General features: G+C 57.5%; 11 protein-coding genes. 10 read left to right on the top strand and 1 reads right to left on the bottom strand.

The window, feature by feature from the left end; genetic code table 11:
- Positions 1-6 precede the first annotated feature (6 nt).
- Positions 7-1,005, top strand: coding sequence for a lipoate--protein ligase (locus B0D78_RS01110; protein ID WP_078015145.1), 999 nt, complete (start codon positions 7-9; stop codon positions 1,003-1,005).
- Between the two features lie 25 nt (positions 1,006-1,030).
- Here the strand turns inward: B0D78_RS01110 and B0D78_RS01105 are convergent, their stop codons facing one another.
- Positions 1,031-1,609 carry a GDSL-type esterase/lipase family protein gene (locus B0D78_RS01105; protein WP_078015144.1) on the bottom strand — a complete coding sequence of 193 codons (579 nt, stop codon included), beginning with the start codon at positions 1,607-1,609 and terminating at the stop codon, positions 1,031-1,033.
- 591 nt (positions 1,610-2,200) lie between these two features.
- Here B0D78_RS01105 and B0D78_RS01100 point away from each other — a divergent pair.
- The 9 genes from B0D78_RS01100 to glmS all read left to right on the top strand — a co-directional run bounded on the left by B0D78_RS01100 (position 2,201) and on the right by glmS (position 17,336).
- Positions 2,201-3,163: a 1-phosphofructokinase family hexose kinase gene (locus B0D78_RS01100; protein WP_240496076.1), complete on the top strand. Its 963-nt coding sequence runs from the start codon at positions 2,201-2,203 to the stop codon at positions 3,161-3,163.
- A 302-nt stretch (positions 3,164-3,465) separates the two neighbouring features.
- On the top strand, positions 3,466-4,410 hold the full coding sequence (locus B0D78_RS01095) for a M48 family metallopeptidase (RefSeq protein WP_240496083.1): 945 nt from the start codon (positions 3,466-3,468) through the stop codon (positions 4,408-4,410).
- 73 nt (positions 4,411-4,483) lie between these two features.
- Positions 4,484-6,400: a DNA polymerase III subunit gamma/tau gene (dnaX, locus tag B0D78_RS01090; RefSeq protein WP_078015141.1), complete on the top strand. Its 1,917-nt coding sequence runs from the start codon at positions 4,484-4,486 to the stop codon at positions 6,398-6,400.
- Between the two features lie 54 nt (positions 6,401-6,454).
- Positions 6,455-9,922 carry a DNA polymerase III subunit alpha gene (gene dnaE / locus B0D78_RS01085; protein WP_078015140.1) on the top strand — a complete coding sequence of 1,156 codons (3,468 nt, stop codon included), beginning with the start codon at positions 6,455-6,457 and terminating at the stop codon, positions 9,920-9,922.
- A complete protein-coding gene (gene pyk, locus B0D78_RS01080) occupies positions 9,912-11,681 on the top strand; it encodes a pyruvate kinase (protein WP_078015139.1) in 1,770 nt (589 codons plus the stop codon). Before dnaE ends, pyk begins: the two co-directional genes overlap by 11 nt.
- Positions 11,682-11,782: 101 nt before the next feature.
- Positions 11,783-12,610 (top strand): diadenylate cyclase CdaA, encoded by an 828-nt coding sequence (gene cdaA / locus B0D78_RS01075; protein ID WP_078015138.1) that lies wholly within the window; start codon positions 11,783-11,785, stop codon positions 12,608-12,610.
- A 10-nt stretch (positions 12,611-12,620) separates the two neighbouring features.
- Positions 12,621-13,838: a CdaR family protein gene (locus B0D78_RS01070; RefSeq protein ID WP_143521666.1), complete on the top strand. Its 1,218-nt coding sequence runs from the start codon at positions 12,621-12,623 to the stop codon at positions 13,836-13,838.
- 24 nt (positions 13,839-13,862) lie between these two features.
- Positions 13,863-15,233, top strand: coding sequence for a phosphoglucosamine mutase (gene glmM / locus B0D78_RS01065; protein ID WP_078015136.1), 1,371 nt, complete (start codon positions 13,863-13,865; stop codon positions 15,231-15,233).
- Between the two features lie 279 nt (positions 15,234-15,512).
- The gene (gene glmS, locus B0D78_RS01060) at positions 15,513-17,336 is read left to right on the top strand and encodes a glutamine--fructose-6-phosphate transaminase (isomerizing) (RefSeq protein ID WP_078015135.1); all 1,824 of its coding nucleotides are present in this window, start codon (positions 15,513-15,515) and stop codon (positions 17,334-17,336) included.
- Positions 17,337-17,384 lie beyond the last annotated feature (48 nt).

Below are 17,384 nucleotides of genomic sequence, written 5' to 3'. Positions count from 1 at the left end.
AGGACGATGAATTTCACCTATATATTGAACGACAATCACGATCCCCGGTACAATCTGGCCTTGGAGGAAAGCCTTTTTCTGAAGGCGCAGAGCGACAAGGAAGGTTTTCTGATGCTCTGGAGCAACGATCCCACGGTGGTGGTGGGGCGTTTTCAAAATACGGCCGAAGAGGTGAACCGGAAATTCACCCAGGAACGGAATGTCTTCGTGGTACGCCGTATTACGGGCGGCGGAGCCGTTTACCACGATCGGGGAAACCTCAATTACACGGTCATTCTTCCCACCGAAGACGCGGCCATACTGGACGTCCACTCTTTTTCGATACCTCTGCTTGATTATCTTGCGTCGCTGGGAGTCAGGGCAGAGCGTACGGGCCGAAATGACGTGACCCTCGAGGGACGCAAATTCTCCGGCGTGGCGCAGCATTCAGGCGGCGGCGTGATGCTCCATCACGGCACGATCCTCTTTGATTCTAGGCTGGAGGACGTCGCGGACTCCTTGAGGGTGGATCCTGAAAAATTTCGGTCCAAGGGCTTGAAATCCGTACGCAGCCGCGTGACGAACCTTTTGCCCTGTCTGAAAAATCCCGTTGCCATGGAAGAATTTCAATCAGGCTTTGCCGACGAGCTGATCTCCTTTTATCGGGCTGAAACGGTCAGAACGCCTTCGAACGACGAAGCAGAGAAAGCGGAAGAACTTTTCGCTCAAAAATACTCCCGTTGGGACTGGAACTGGGGGGCTTCTCCGGAGTTCGATTTTATGGACAAACGGCGTTTTCCCGGCGGAACCGTGCAGTTCTGTCTGTCGGTGATGGACGGCGTCGTGGAGAACTGCCGTTTTTACGGCGACTTTTTCAGCTATCTTGGCACGGAAAAGATTGAGCTGCTTTTACGAGGGCGTCCCTATCCTTTTGAGGGGCTTGAGAAGATTCTGCCCGACGAGCTCCTCAAAGGCAGCTTTATCGGCGTGGCTCCCTCTCAGCTTCGGGCTTTTCTCTCTGAATGACCTGGCGAGACGGCAGCGGCGAAAGTCAGACCAGTTTTTTCAGCTCCTCGGCCATCAGATGGGCCATCATTTTATGTCCTTGGGCGGTCAGATGGAGGCCATCGAGGTAGAATGAAGTTCTCCGAGGATCTGGCATTTGCGCGAACAACCCCCAGAAATCCACGAACGGGACCCGAAAAACTTCGGCATAACGACGCAGCCATACGACATACTGGCGCAGGATCTCTGCTGCCGAGCGGAAATCCGTCAGAAGAGACCAGTCGTCCCGTACCAAGCTGGGCTCGAAAGGAACAGGAAAGCCGATTACGGGGGTAATCGCGCGGGATAATGCCTGCTGGACCAACGACCCCATATTGCACCGTGCCGTACTGTCGCTTCCCGTCAGAAAAATGTCGTTGCAGCCTCCCATAAGGATCGCGACGTCCGGCTTGATCCGGGGAACGTCGACGCAAAACCTCGCAAGCATGCCCGACGTAGTGTCGCCGTTGACCCCTCCGTTGATCATCTCATGACCGGTCGCCGCGCCGACAAGGGCAGGCCAGGCTTCGCGGCGGGAGACCCCGAAGCCGTAGGTCATGCTGTCTCCAAGACAATATACGCGCATCTTCGATCCGCTCCTTTGTGATAAGTTGATACCGTTGTTTGTCACGGCGAGCCTGCCATTCAATCCACATGGAGGAAGCGCATTCTTTAAATGTCTCCCCGCTTCGCTTCCCGTTGTTTTCAACTCCTTTTTCTGAAGCTGGTTTTATTGTACTCTTAGTGGCATAGAAAAGAAAACAAGGGAACGATATGAGCCTGTCTCGAAACTCGTAAAAAACGAGAGAAGAGACAGGCTCTTTTGTTCGATTCGCAGTGCTCTTTTGCCTTTTTGTCGCCAGGCTTTTGCCTGTCATGTGTCGATTTTTTCGTGAAAGAAATTGTCATGTTGAAGAAAACTGTAAAACTATTTCAGTGCCTATAAAACGTGGTATGATTTAGCATGGAGTGTTTTTCCGAAGAGATCGTTTCTCCTTGTCTGTGATTGATGCCGGTTCTTAATGGGACGGACTCACGGCGAACCGACGACATCCCGAGAGAATCCGGCCGCCCAAGCGTATTCGATTGCTGCGCGCTCTGGAGAGCTTGCTGTGCGGCTGCGATTCAACCTTTTGGCTGAGAATCAGAATGGATCCCCTGTATAAAAATTTTTGACGTGGCTTTCTCAAATGGAGGAATTACGATGATAGTGACTGTAACGCTGAACCCTTCGGTGGATGAAGAATATCTGCTTGACGAGATTGTTTTAGGCAGCTGGTCGCGGGCGAATTCTACCCTCAGGATGCCGGGGGGGCGAGGCATCAACGTTGCTCTGATGCTGACGCAATTGGGTTACAGTGCCGTGGCAATGGGGTTCCTGGCCGGTTTCAACGGCGAATACATTCGCGACGCGCTGCGCCGGGCAAATGTAACGACGAACTTTGTGCATATCCAGGGAGAGACGCGTACGAATGTTTATCTTTCCCTGAAAAATCCCGATGAGGGGACGAGCATTTACGAAAAAGGCCCTCTGGTCGACGACGAGGCGCGCAAAAGGTTTCTCATGAATTACAAGCGCATGATCAACAGAGCGTCAGCGGTCGTTATCGGCGGCTCCCTCCCGGCGGGAATGCCGAAAGAAACCTACAAGGAACTTTCGCTGATGGCCAAGGAAGCGGGCTTGCCGGTGTACATTGACGCCTATGGTTCTCCGTTTCTGATGGCTCTGGAGACGCAGCCCCGCATGGCGAAAGTTCCCGATACGCAGATCGAGCATCTGGCCGGCCGGCCGGTGGACTCTCTTGAGGCTTACGTCGAGGCCGCGCACAAAGTGCATGAGATGGGGATCCCCTGGGGCGTGGTCTCGTATCAGGTTTACGGCGATGTCTTTGCCACTTCTCATGGAACGTATCTCGCGAAGATGACGCGGGACAAGACCCAGGCCTTTCTGTTTACAGCGCGGGATGCTCTCGTCACCGGGATGGTGATCGCGGATGCCGAAGGGATGGATACGGAAGATTCGATTCGCTTCTCCATGGCTTGCGCGATTGAGAGCTCTACCCACGTGGACAGAAACGTGAAAGGGCGCGTGTCGATAGAGTCGTATCTTGATAAAGTGATGCTGGAAAAGCTGGATTAAGGCTCAGCATCGATTAAAGACATCGGCGGCGCAGGGTTTCGAAGCGAAGCAAATCCTCCCGTGGGGAGCTCCTGCGGAGACCGGCATGGAGAACTCTGTCTGAAAGAAAAGAGGGATGATCCGTGTTCAGCCACAGAAAAAGCCAACGTTTCTGCATATTCGTTTTTTTGCTGTGCGGCCTGCTTGTCTGCGGCTGCACGGAGCCGGCCTCTGCGCGCAAGAAAAAGGAGTCGGGGATCGAAGCTTCCGTGAAGCGGGAAGTTGCCATTGGCGCGCGGGTTGCCGAAGAGATTGCCAAAAACATGGAATTTGTCGAAGATCCTCTTGTGACGGCTCGCGTGAGAGGCATTTTTAATCGTTTGACGCCCTGGGTGAAACGCCCGCTTCCATACAACGTCCATGTCGTGAAAGAAAAATCGCCGAATGCGTTCTGTATCCCCGGCGGCAATATCTATGTCACGACGGGGCTGATAGATTTCGTCAGGTCCGATGCAGAGCTCGCTTTCGTCATGGCTCATGAGTTGAGTCATGCCGACGGGAAACATGGGATCATCCAAATGGAGCGAAACCAGAAGCTCTCGCTTGCGGCTCTGGCGATCGCCGTCGCTTCGCGGGGGGCGGGCGCCGCGATGGTCCTTTCCAATGTGGCGGCCGTTGCCGTTTCGAACGCTTACAGCCGGGATCTTGAACAGGAAGCTGACCTCGGCGCGGTGACCATCTCCGAAAATGCGGGATATGACCTGTCCGCCGGCGTCACGGTCATGGAAAGTCTTGCCGCGGAAGAGTTGAAGCAGCCCTGGGTCGATCCCGGCGTTTATCGCGACCACCCCAAGATCTCAGAACGTACCCGTTACATCGCCGGCGCTGTCGAAAGCAGAGGGCATAGAATTCAGCGCAAAAACGTCCTCAAACTGCTGATCCCTCGGCTCAGCGAGGAGGAGAACAGGCTTGTGCTGAGAGTCGACGATACGGTGATCGTGCAGGCCCCGGCCTCTTCCGAATCCAGGCAGCTCTTTGAGGAGGCGCGGATGGTTCTGCGGCGGGCTCTGCAAATGGAGACCCCCGTCTATGATATTCGCGTCGACGAGGCTGGCGGCCGTCCGTCGGCGGTCTATATCGGGGTGAGCTGCGTTTTACGGGAACCCTTGCCCGAAGGAGCAGATTCTTTGGGGCACGTTCGTTTACAGCTCGTAAAGGCCTTGACGGAAGCGAGAAAGAAGCATCCGATGGCGAATTACAATCTGTAAGGCGAATGGGGAGCGATCGTACAGATGTCTTGTAAAGTACTCATATAACGTGGCCCATTCTGGAGGTAGGAAAGTGTATATATCCCTCTATCGGCGGTACAGACCGCAAAAGTTCTCCGACGTCGTCGGCCAGTCCGCGGCAATCGGCGTGATCACACGCGCTATCGAAAGCGGCGCGATAGGTCATGCCTATCTTTTTTCCGGCCCGAGAGGCTGTGGAAAAACCACCGTGGCGCGTCTCTTTGCAAAGGCGGCAAACTGCCCGCACAGAACGGGGGCCGAGCCTTGCAATGAATGCGAAACGTGCCGGGCCATCCGCGAGGGGAGCTGTCTTGACGTCATTGAGATAGACGGCGCTTCCAACAACAGCGTCGACGAGATTCGCAATCTCAAAGAACACGTCGCTCTGGCGTCGTTTACTTGCCCGTATAAAGTTTACATCATCGACGAAGTCCACATGCTGTCGATCAGCGCTTTCAACGCGCTTCTGAAGACGCTCGAAGAACCCCCTGAACGCGTGATATTCGTTCTGGCAACGACGGCCCCTCACAAAGTGCCCGTGACGATCCGTTCCCGCTGTCAGCATATTCCGTTCCACGGCATGACGTTGGAACAGATCGTCAATCGTTTGCAGCAGGTTGCGGAAGCGGAGAATCTCGATGCCCGGGATGAAGCGCTGTGGGAGATCGCCCGTAATTCGGAAGGCGGCATGCGCGATGCGCTGTCCCTGATGGAGCAGGCGATCGCTTTAGGCTCCGGCAGCGTGACGCGGGAGACGGTGGATAAACTTTTGGGGGGCGGCAGTTCGTCCTCGATCCGTCAATGGCTGTCCGGCAGTCATGCAGCGCCGGAGAATTCGCTCCCCGTTTTGGAAGGACTCTTCCGTTCGGGCGCGGAGCCTGAACGCTTCCTGTCGGTGCTGTTTGTGTGCGTACGGAATTTGTGGCTGCAAAAGCGCTGGGGCGAGAAGATCCTGCGCGCCTTGGCGCTTTCGGAAGAAGAGCGTCAGTGGCTGGCGCAGGAGAAAGATTTTCTGCCTTTGCCGCACCTTGAAGAATTAATGGCGCGGATTGCTTCTCTCTTGCCTCAGGTCCGACGCGGACTTTCGATCGATGTTCTGTGCGGGCTGTTGGTCAGCTGGACTCTGAAGAGCGCCGCCTCTGAAGTGCCGCCGGATGGAAAGACTGTCTCGTCGGCGACGGCGGTCTCTTCTGGGGGACGCGCGGCGCGGCTTCGAAGCGACGCGCGCGATACGGTCGTTCCCGCGTTCGCTCCGGCACGGAACGGTCCGTCGGAGAGCGCGGCCTCGGTGGCGCAGAAGATCCAGACCGCCCCTGAAACAGGGATACCGTCTTGCGAAAAAGCCGCCGACGCGGAGAGCGGCGGTTCCCCTTCTGCGGCGGAGGCCCCTCCTGCGGAGAGCATCGGCAGTCCGGTCCCTCTTCACAATAACGTGAAAGACGCTCTTCTTTCCGCCGTGGAAAAACACCCCAACGTCGCGGTGCCGTTATGTCTTGCGGATATCGTGTATGACCGGGAGAGACGGGAATTGGGCGTCCTCCTGAACGAAGACGACGTTCAGGCATACGAGACGCTGAACAGCGAGCGCATGGCCAAAGCGGCTCAGTCGGTCCTGCGGCTGGACGATCTGGCGATTCAGTCCATAAAACTCCAATGTGGAAGCCGCGTCGAGCGTTTCGATCATCTCGATGCGGGTTCTGTCCCCGAGAATGCGCCTCTGCAGCTGGCGCTCGCGGAGGATCAGCCCGGGAAGGACTCGCCGTATGCGGATTTTCTGCGCCATGACGCGGAAACGGCCGCTTCGGAGCGTCTTGAGAAAAAAGAATCTCGTCCCGACAAAGCAGCCCCTTCTCCTTCGAGGAACAGTACGCTTGCGGAGTATCTGCGGGGAACTTTCATGGATGGAGATCTGCTGTACTGTCGTCCCAACGAAAAGACCGACGACGCCCCCGACGGGAATGATTCCTGAGAAGCGGAAAGCCGGGCGTTCGAACGTGTTTGTATGACATGAAAGGAGATCTTTATGCCCGCAGAGAAGAATTTTGTTCATCTGCACGTACATACCGAATATAGCCTTCTCGATGGCGCCATACGCTGCGCCGACCTGGCCAAGCGCTGCGCCGAGTGGGGAATGCCGGCGGTGGCCATGACCGATCACGGCGTGATGTATGGAGCCGTCGAATTTTATCAACAGTGCAAAAGCGCGGGCGTCAAGCCGATCATCGGCTGTGAAATGTATGTCAGCCCCGATGGCATCGACAATAAAGAAAAAAAGTACAACCACCTCCTGCTGCTTGCCGAGAACGATGAAGGCTATCACAACCTGATCAAACTTGTGTCGATCGCCAATACGAGAGGTTTTTACTACAAGCCGCGCGTTGACCATCAGCTGCTGGCCCAATACAGCAGGGGGTTGATCTGTTCTTCCGCCTGTCTGGCCGGCGAAATTCCCCGTTTTTTGCTTGAAGGGAACGAAAAAGGGGCGCTGGAACGCGCCCAGATGTACCGTGATATTTTCGGGCCGGAGAATTTCTTTCTGGAGATCATGCCCAATCAACTCCCTGAGCAGGTGGCGGTCAACAAACTGATCATCGAGATGGCGCGAAAGAGCAATTTCCCGTTGATTGCGACGAACGACGCCCATTATTTGGACAGCGGCGATTACGACTGGCACGAACTGCTGCTGTGCGTCGGCACGAAAAAGGTCATCACGGATCCTGGGCGCATGTCCTTCAAGGTGAATGACTTCTATTTCAGATCCGCGCAGGAGATGTGGGGGTATTTCGGCAGCGAAGCTCCCGACTCCCTGGAGAATACGCTGCGGATCGCGGAGCGGTGCAACTTCGATTTTGCCCTGAACACCGGGGATTATTTACTGCCCAAGTTCGAAATCCCGGCAGGGATGACGCTCGACACGTACCTTGGAAAGAAAGCGCGGGAAGGCTTGAAAGAGCGCCTTGGGGTCGAAGCGATTCCCGATGAATACGAAAATCGTCTGAGTTATGAGTTGGGAATCATCAAGCAGATGAGATTTCCCGGCTACTTTCTGATCATCGCGGACGTGATCGGCGCCTGCAAATCCCACGGCATCCCGATCGGCCCCGGACGCGGCTCTGCGGCCGGGTCTCTGGTGGCCTACGCCATGAAGATCACCGAACTGGATCCGCTCAAGTTTGGCCTGATTTTCGAACGGTTTCTCAATCCAGAACGAGTCTCCATGCCCGACATCGATACTGACGTTTCCGACAAAGGGCGCGATCGGCTGATCAAGTACGTGGTTGATAAATATGGCGTGGAAAACGTTTCGCAGATCATCACTTTCGGCCGCATGAAATCCAAGCAGGCCATCAAGGATGTCGGGCGCGCCATGGGAATGCCTTATGCGGACGTCAACAAGGTCGCCAATCTGGTGCCTGACGGCGCCAAGAGCATAAAGGAAGCCGTGGAACAGACGCCGGACCTGCAGGATCTTGAAAAGAGCGATCCGCAAATATCGAAGCTGCTGGCTTCCGCGAGCAGCATGGAAGGGCTGGCGCGTCACTGCTCTCAGCATGCGGCGGGAGTGGTCATCACCCCCAAGCCATTGACGGATCTCGTTCCGGTGCGTCAGATCGAAGAAGGGCAGGTCGCGACCCAGTTTTCCATGGATCCCGTTGCCAGTCTCGGCCTTGTCAAAATGGATTTTCTCGGCCTGCAGACGTTGTCGATCCTTGAAGAGGCGGTTGCCAACGTCAAGCGCAACGGCACGACGCTCGGCGATCTGAACCGTCTGCCGCTCGACGACCCCGAAGTCTATCGGCTGCTGCAAAACGCGGATACGTTGGGCATATTTCAGCTTGAATCGTCGGGGATGCGCCGCCTGATCAAAAAGATGCGGCCCGACCGCTTTGCCGATCTCGTCGCCATTTTGGCGCTGTATCGTCCCGGCCCTCTGGAAAGCGGCATGGTCGATCAGTACGTAAACTGCAAGCACGGCGAAGAAGTCCATTACTTGCATCCGATGCTCGAACCGGTTCTCAACGAAACATACGGGGTCGTGCTTTATCAGGAGCAGGTCATGAAATGCGCTTCGACGCTTGCGGGCTATACGCTGGGAGGCGCAGATCTGCTGCGCCGCGCCATGGGCAAGAAGAAAAAATCCGTCATGGACGAGCACCGCAGCATCTTCATCAACGGCGCGGCCAAGAACGGCATCGATGCCGAGAAGGCCGCGGAGATCTTCGATATTATCGAGAAATTCGCCGGTTACGGATTCAACAAGTCTCACAGTGCCGCTTATGCCCTCGTCACCTATCAGACGGCATGGCTGAAAGTACATTACCCCAAAGAGTTTATGGCGGCGTATCTGTCCAGCAAGATCGGCGCGAAAAAGGAAGTCATGGCCGGGTACGTGCGCGAGGTCCGCGCTTCGGGCATCGACGTTCTGGCGCCGGATATCAATCAGTCTTATGCGGATTTTACGGCGACGAAGAATGAAATTCGCTTCGGGCTTGGCGGCGTGACAAAAGTCGGGGAAGCGGCCTTGAGCTCGATTTTCAAAGCCAGAGAAGAAGGCGGCCCTTTTAAGGGTTTTTGGGATTTCATCGTTCGCGTCGACAAGCACAGCGTCGGCAAAGCCGTCATCGAAAGCCTGATCAAGGCCGGCGCCTTCGACAGCCTGAACTCGAACCGGAAGCAGCTTTTGACGTCGCTGGACAACCTGTTCGAAGTCGCTTCGAGGCGGGATTCGCAGGGCGATCAAGGGTCGCTCTTCGGCGATATGACGTCCGAAGATCAGCCGGAGCTCGCCGAAGTTGGCGACCTGAACGCGACCGAAAAGCTGGAAATGGAAAAAGAAGCGTTGGGCATGTATATCTCGGGACACCCTTTCGATGGATTCCGCCCCCTAGCAGCGCAAAAGGCGAACGCCCGTATCGCCGACCTTCCTTATTGGAAAAGCGACACCACGACGCCGACCTTTGCGGGGCTTCTGTCGGGATGGCAGGAAAAAATGACGAAGCGGGGCGACGCCATGGGAATCTTCAGCATCGACGACGGCGAGGACGAGATCAAGGTGATCTGTTTCCCCAAAGCGCGCAACGGAAAGTCGTGGCTTGAAATAAAGCCGACGTTGTTCGAGGGCAAGCCTTACCTTGTCACCGGGCGGCCGGACGACCGCGGTGAAAGATCGATCATCGCGACGGACGTTCAACCGCTTGAACATGACGCGTCAGACCACGAGTATGTGGAGATCTGCCTGTCGCTGGACGCTCTGCGGGAGATCCCGCAGAAAAGGTTCCTGGCGTTGCTGAAAGAACACCGCGGCAGGCAGACGGTTATTCTCAAGGTCGATAACGACGTCGAAACCGCGGCCATCGCGCTGCCGAATGTAAGAGTGACCTCGTCCAGAGCGCTTGAGGACGATCTTGCCTCGCTCTTTGGAAGAGGGGAAGCGCGGATCAGCGCTTCATTTCTCGGCGACAGAGAGGAGACGCCAGCCTATGGAGCATAAAGTTAAAATCGTCTGCACCCTTGGTCCTGCAAGCCTCAACAGGGAAATTCTCGGCGGCATCGTGGATGCCGGCATGAACGTGGCCCGGCTGAATTTCAGCCATGGAACGCATGAGAGCCATCTGGAAGCGCTTCGTTTGGTGCGGGATGTCGCCGCGGAGAAAAAAACGTCCGTAGCGGTCATGCTCGACACCAAAGGCCCGGAGATCCGCACGACGCTGCTCGAAAACGATCAGCCGGTCGCGCTGCAGCAGGGACAGCTCTTTGAACTGCGTCCCGATGACGGCAGCCGCGGCTGCGACAAATGGGTCGGCGTGAGCCATCCGACTCTGGCGCGCGAATGTGCGGTGGGGCAGGACGTTTTTATCGACGACGGCACGATCCATCTTAAAATCGTCGAGATCCGCGGCGACGTGCTTATCTGCAGGGTGATCGTCGGAGGCCTGCTGTCGAACCGAAAGGGGATCAACGTTCCCGATGCGGAGATCAGCCTGCCGACGCTTTCCGACAAGGATAAGGCCGACATCCTCTGGGGCGTGGAAAACGACGTCGATTTTATTGCCGTTTCCTTCGTGCGGAATCGCGACGACGTCTTGGCGGTCCGCCGTGTCGTCGAAGAAGCCGGCGGCGACATCAAGCTGATCGCGAAAATCGAGAGCCGAAAAGCGGTCGAGCGCCTCGACGAGATCGCCGACGTCGTCGACGGCATGATGGTGGCACGCGGCGATTTAGGGGTGGAGATCCCGACGGAAGACGTGCCCTTGGTTCAGAAACAGATCATCGACATTTGCCGCAGCCGGGGAAAGCTGACGATCGTGGCCACGCAAATGCTGGACTCGATGATCCGCAATCCGCGTCCCACGCGGGCGGAGGCGAACGACGTCGCCAACGCCGTTCTCGACGGCGCGGACGCGGTGATGCTGTCCGGTGAATCCGCGGCCGGAAAATATCCGGTCCGCGCGGTTGAGACCATGGCGCGGATCGTCCACCGGGCGGAGGAAGGCCTCGTTCGCTGGCAGAGGCCCTTTGCCGTTCCGACGCTGGAGGACAGCGTGCCCGACGGCGTGAGCATGGCGGCCGTCGAACTGGCGCGAAAATTGAGGGCGCGCGCGATCGTGTCGCTGACGCGCAGCGGTTCGACCGCCACCATGGTCAGCAAATACCGCCCGGAATGTCCGATCCTGGCCGTGACGCCGTCGGAAAAAAGCTGCCGGGAAATGTGCCTGTATTGGGGAGTTTTCCCTGTCATGTGCCCGGAAGGGGGCACCGAGGAGCAAACGATCAAGGACGCCGTGCGGACCGTCGTGCAGCGGGGCTACGCCGAAGAGGGCGATATGCTTGTGATCACTGCCGGAATGCCGCTGGGCGTTTCCGGGACGACGAACATGCTGCGCGTTTATACGATCGGCCAGATTGTGGCCAGAGGGCTGCCGGTGCTGCCGGGCGTCGTCACCGGACGGGTTCTCGTCGTCAAAAAGGTCGAGGATCTGGTGGGAATTCAGAATGGAGATGTTCTGGTCACCGGCAGCACGACAAAAGACTACGTCAAATATCTTGATAAAGTCTCGGCCGTGGTGACGGAAGAGGGCGGTCTCACCAGCCATGCGGCGATTGTTTCTCTGGAGCTGGGGTTGCCCTGCATCGTCGGCGCCAAGGGGGCCGTTGCGTCGCTCCGGACGGGAATGGTTGTGACGGTCGACACCAAAGCGGGACTTGTCTATAAGGGCGTCGTCAATACCGGCGCACGGACCGGCGCGTGATTTTGAGCGAAGGGGCGATGTTTTTGCGACGGGTTGTGTGATATGATTTAGCGGTTCTTCCAAAAATATCACAAAAATGAGCCGGAAAAGGAGTGTTGTTCTTGTCCGTAGGCGTGCTGAAATTTTTCAGATGGCAGGATGTCATCGATATAGCACTGGTAACCTATATTATTTATAAGACGCTCAGTCTTCTGGTCGGGACACGAGCGATACAGCTGGTCAAGGGCCTTTTCCTGCTTGTTGTTCTCTCTTTTGCCGCGCGCTGGCTCAATCTGGATACTTTTTCATGGATCTTGACCCAAGGATTCAGCGCGCTGCTCATCATCGTGCCGATCATTTTTCAGCCCGAACTGCGTCGCATCCTCGAAGAGCTTGGCCGCGGCAGCATGTGGCGGCGGAGCAAAGCGTTGAAACGGGCCGAAGTCGTCGCCGACGAAGTCTCCAAAGCGCTGATGTATTGCTGCGCGCATAAAATCGGCGCGCTGATCGTCCTGCAGAGGGGAACGGGGCTGAAGGATTACTGGCGGAACGCCGTGCTCCTCAACGCGGATATCACTCAAGAGCTGATCATCGCCATTTTCTGGCCGAACAACCCGCTTCATGACGGGGCCACGATCATCGACACGGAGCAGATCATTTCCGCCGGGTGCTATCTGCCTCTCACGGAAAATGCGGATCTGTCCCGCTGGCTGGGAACGCGGCATCGCGCCGCGATCGGCGTGACCGAAGTCTCCGACGCGGTGTCGTTGATCGTTTCCGAGGAACGCGGCGAGATCTCGCTGGCGATCGGCGGAAGAATCTCGAGAAATTTGAAAGAGTCACAGCTGAAAAAATATCTTGTCCACTATTTTTCCGGGCAGGATCAGGAGCAGCAGGGCGTTCTGGAAAGTCTCAAGGAAGAGCTGCGCTCTTTTGGCGGCAACGATTAGGTGATTGGCGATGAAAAAGAATCAGCGTGTCCGTCTTGACGATTGGCTTTCTTCCAGAAGTTTCCTGGTTGTTGTTTCGTTGATCCTCTCGTTTGTTTTGTGGTTCTACGTCGTCGGCAATCGCAACGAGGAAATTGCCAAGACGTATGAAGTGCGCCTCGATTTTTTGAACCCCCCCGCGGACCTCGCGCTTTTCCCTTCCGTGAGGACGGTTGTCGTCACGTTGAACGGCGAGCGTCGGGCGATGAACGTCCTGCAAAACTCCCAGCTCACCTCCGAAGTCGATCTGAAAGATCTGAGCGCCGGGCGTCATACCGTGCCCATTCATTTCAAAGCGCCGTCTCGTATGAACGTGGCGCAGATCGTTCCCAAGGACGTCGAAATCGAGCTGGCGCGCATGATCGACAAAGAGCTCAAGGTCAAGATCCTGCCCCCGGAGAACATGCCGGAAGGATACGTCATGGACGGCGCCGCCGCGGATCCAGGCGTGGTGATGGCTCATGGACGCGAAGATCAGCTTTCCTCGATCTACGAAATTTCCGTGCGGCCGACGTTGGAGGAACTTTTCCGCGGCGGCGCCTGGCGCATCCCGCTCAGATCCCCCAGCGGGGTGGCGCTGGATTTCTCGCCTGCCGACGTGACCGTGTCCGCAACCTACTATCAGGGAATACCGCGCAAAGAACTCCCCGTGGAAGTGAGGACTCGCGGCACCCTGCCGCCAAGCCTTCGCCTCCTTTCCGCGAAAGCGGTTCCCGAGGCCATTCTCGTCGAAGGGAGGGCGGAAGCGTTCGCTCAAGTTGCCAAGCTTTATACAGAGCCGATCAACCTGGCGCGGCTTTCCAAGAGCGCTTCCATACAGACGAAGATCGCGGAGGTCCCCGCCGGCCTGTCGCTGCTTTCTTCTCCGGCCGTGACGGTGAACGTGGAGGTGAAAACGCTGAACGATACCCGCGACTATGAAGAGATCCCCGTTTCGGTGACGGGAGCGTCCGCTGATGCGCGCTGGGCCGTTGAGCCGGCGACGGTGACCGTGTATGTCGAGGGAACCGCCGGCGTTTTGCAGGACTTGACGCTGGAAGATCTTGAACTGACGGCGTTCGTCGACGTTTCCAATATCGTCGCTCCGTCGATGCGCCTGCCGGTCCATCTGAAGCGAAAAGAAATCGCCGGAGTCGAATCGGTCGGCGTCGAACCGTTAACCGTAAAGGTGACGCGGCAGTCTCAATAATCTGCTCCGAGGGAGGAAAAACGAATGGATGTTAAAAGCACATCGGCGCCGCGTTGCCGCTGTCTGTTCGGCACCGATGGGGTGCGCGACATTGCCAACAGGGGATCTATGACTCCGGAAATGGCGCTCCGTCTGGGGAGGGCGTATGTCCTGTTTTTGATTCAGCGCGGCACGCCGCGTCCCAAGATCGTGGTCGGGCGCGACACGCGGCGTTCGGGCAGAATGCTGGAATCGGCGCTTGTGGCGGGGATGATGTCGGCGGGAGCCGAGGTTATTTTGCTGGGCGTCATCCCGACGCCGGCCGTAAGCTACGGCGTCCTTTTCTTCAAGGCGCAGGGCGGAGCGGTCATCAGCGCTTCCCATAATCCGCCGGAATACAACGGCATCAAATTTCTCAGCGGCGAGGGACAAAAGCTGCGCGACAGCGAAGAGCTGGAGATCGAGGACTATCTCGGGGACGACCTGATCGACGACTGGCGTCCGTCCGGAGCTTCCATCGGCGAGATGGCTTCGGAAGAAGGCTTTGCGATCATGTACGCCGACCGCGTGCTCCAGGTCCTCGACAGCGATCGCCTTGCCGGCATGAAAGTCGTCTTCGACTGCGCCAACGGCGCCGCTTCGACAGTCATTCCGCTGATCGCGCAAAAGCTTGAGTGCGAGAGCGTGCTGATTGGCGCCGAACCCGACGGACTGAACATCAACGAGAAAAACGGCGTCATGCATTTGGAGGCTTTGACCGAGGCGGTGCGGGCAAATGACGCCGACGTCGGCATCGCTTACGACGGAGACGCCGATCGCGTCCTGCTGGTCGACCGGCGGGGCGCGGTCATCAACGGCGACATCGTGCTCTGGGTCCTGGCGCGCTGGCTGCAGCGAGAAGGCATTCTCGGCAGCGGCGTCGTCGCGACGGTGATGAGCAACGGCATTCTGGAAAATCACCTGCGCAAGGAGGGAATTCAGGTTTTCCGCTGTGCCGTGGGCGACCGGTATGTCCTTGACATGATGAAAAGCACGGCTTCCGGACTGGGCGGCGAACAATCCGGGCACGTGATCATCGACCATTACGTGAGGACGGGCGACGGACTCTGCACGGGCTTCGCTTTCCTGCGCGCGTGCCGCGAGTTGGGGGAAGTGCCTGAAACGCTGGCGGAACGTTTCGATCCGTTCCCGCAGGAATTGACGAACATCACCGTCTCGGACCGGGATAAGGTTATGCAGGACGCGGACTTGAGAAATGCCATCGAACAGACGAATCGCGAGTTGGGGACGAACGGCCGCGTATTTTTGCGTTCTTCGGGGACGGAACCGCTGATCCGTCTGCTGGTGGAATGCAAGGACCGCGGTACGCTCGCGTCGCTGTCGAAGAAGTTCGGCGCGATGATCCGCGCTCTTTAGAGTTCGCCGCGCTCGTCGCATGGGGAGGACTGAACCGTACGGTTCAATCCTCCCCGTTTTTGTGATAAGATAAACGCCGGGAGGAGCGTACGAGCGGAAGCGCCAGGACTGAACCGTTTCTCATTCAGCGGCGACAGTCGACGAGGACGAAAGCGATCGAACCATTCGGCGGATGCTTTCGTGGCGGGCGAAGGGGAGCCATGAACCTCTGTCACAAAACCCCGGGGCGACCCGGATACAAACGGCAGAGGCCCTTCAATGCTGAGGAGGTTGCTCAGTATGTGTGGAATTGTTGGTTATGTCGGCGGCAAGAATGCCTGCGAGATTATCGTTCAAGGGCTGGAGCGCCTTGAATATCGCGGCTACGACTCTGCGGGAATTGCCGTCTGCGAGAAGGGCGTCTTCAAGACGGTCAAAACCGTGGGCAAGGTGGCGAAGCTCAAAGAACTTGTCGGCGCCGACGGGCTGAAGGGAAACGTGGGCATCGGGCATACCCGTTGGGCCACTCATGGCGGCGTGACGACGGCGAACGCCCATCCTCATACCGATGAAAAGCATTCGGTGGTTCTCGTCCATAATGGAATCATCGAAAACTATAAGGAACTTCGCGACGAACTCGTCGCCCGGAACGTGCACTTCAGCTCGGAGACGGATACGGAAGTTGCGGCGCAGCTTCTTGCCCGGCTCTATGACGGAGAGCCTGTCAAAGCTCTGTGCCGGCTTTTCAAGAAGTGCCGCGGAGCGTTTGCCTTTGTGCTTGTTTTCGGCGACCGTCCGAACGAGCTCTACTGCGTGAGAAAAGGCGCGCCGCTGGTCGTCGCGCTGGGAAACGGCGAAGCGTATTGCGCGTCGGACGTGCCGGCGATCGTCGAGCATGCGGACAAAGTGATCTTTTTGAACGAAGGCGAGATCTGTCGTCTGAGCACGTCGGGCGCCGAGTTCTGGGATCTTGACGGCGTGGCGCATCAGCGCCGCACTGTTTCCGTAGACGTGGACGCGGCGATGATCGACAAAGCCGGTTACCCGCATTTCATGTTGAAAGAAATCAACGAGCAGGGCTCCGTCCTGCGTCGCGCGCTTTTTGGCCGCACCGCAAGCGACCTGATCGACCTCAGCGGCGAATGGGGGATCACGCCTGAAAAAGCCAGGGCATTCAAGCGGCTGGATCTCGTCGCCTGCGGCACGTCCTTCTATGCCGCGACCGTCGCGCAGCGGGTGTTGGAGAAATATCTGAAGGTCGACATCCGCGTCGACATCGCTTCCGAATACCGTTACCGGCCGCTTAGAGCCGGCGGGGATACCATGGCGGTTTTCGTGTCCCAGTCGGGAGAAACGCTCGACACGCTCGAGGCGCTTCGGCATGTAAAGGCGTTGGGCGCCTACACCGTCGCCGCGACCAACGCGCCCAATTCGTCGATCGCGCGCGAAGTGGACGACGTGATCCGCCTGAACGCCGGCATCGAAATCGGCGTGGCGGCGACGAAGACGTTCACGGCGCAGATGGCGGTGCTGATTTTGGCCGGGCTGTATCTGGCCAAACTTCGCGGCGAACTGCCCGGCGCGGACGAAGAGCGCCTCGCCGAAGCGATGAAGGATCTGCCGTACAAGGTCGAACAGACGCTGCTTTTGAAAGACGTCATCCGCTCTTTGGCCCGCAAGTTCGGCACAGCGCGGGATTTTCTGTTCCTGGGAAGAGGCGTCTCGTATCCGGTGGCCATGGAAGGCGCTTTGAAGCTGAAAGAGATCTCCTACGTTCATGCGGAGGCGTATGCCGCCGGGGAGATGAAACACGGTCCCATCGCTCTGCTCGATGAAGAACTTCCGGTCGTCGTCGTCGCCCCGGCGGACGAGCTGCTGGAAAAGACGCTTTCCAACGTGGAGGAAACGCGCGCCAGAAAGGCGCCGGTGATCATCGTCACCACGGAAAACGTCCCCGACGTGAACGATGTGGCGGGGACGATCAAGGTGCCGGCGACCGAAGCCGAATTGACGCCTTTCCTGACGGTTCTGCCGCTGCAGATCTTCGCTTACGAATCCGCGCTGCTGCGCGGCTGCGACATCGATCAGCCGCGCAACCTGGCAAAGAGCGTCACCGTCGAATAGAAACGATCGTTCGGAATCGAGCCCGTTCCGAACGATCTTTTTTTGCGG

The sequence above is a fragment of the Pyramidobacter sp. C12-8 genome (assembly GCF_002007215.1).
Taxonomy (GTDB): domain Bacteria; phylum Synergistota; class Synergistia; order Synergistales; family Dethiosulfovibrionaceae; genus Pyramidobacter.
The sequence above is the reverse complement of the archived record's forward strand: the minus strand, read 5'-3'. Positions and strand labels throughout refer to the sequence as shown.

Bases quoted from the DNA above. Each gene is read 5' to 3' on its own strand.
- B0D78_RS01110 (WP_078015145.1), top strand. From the start codon at position 7: ATGAATTTCACCTATATATTGAACGACAATCACGATCCCCGGTACAAT.
- B0D78_RS01105 (WP_078015144.1), bottom strand. From the start codon at position 1,609: ATGCGCGTATATTGTCTTGGAGACAGCATGACCTACGGCTTCGGGGTC.
- B0D78_RS01095 (WP_240496083.1), top strand. From the start codon at position 3,466: ATGGAATTTGTCGAAGATCCTCTTGTGACGGCTCGCGTGAGAGGCATT.
- dnaE (WP_078015140.1), top strand. From the start codon at position 6,455: ATGCCCGCAGAGAAGAATTTTGTTCATCTGCACGTACATACCGAATAT.
- pyk (WP_078015139.1), top strand. From the start codon at position 9,912: ATGGAGCATAAAGTTAAAATCGTCTGCACCCTTGGTCCTGCAAGCCTC.
- B0D78_RS01070 (WP_143521666.1), top strand. From the start codon at position 12,621: ATGAAAAAGAATCAGCGTGTCCGTCTTGACGATTGGCTTTCTTCCAGA.
- glmM (WP_078015136.1), top strand. From the start codon at position 13,863: ATGGATGTTAAAAGCACATCGGCGCCGCGTTGCCGCTGTCTGTTCGGC.
- glmS (WP_078015135.1), top strand. From the start codon at position 15,513: ATGTGTGGAATTGTTGGTTATGTCGGCGGCAAGAATGCCTGCGAGATT.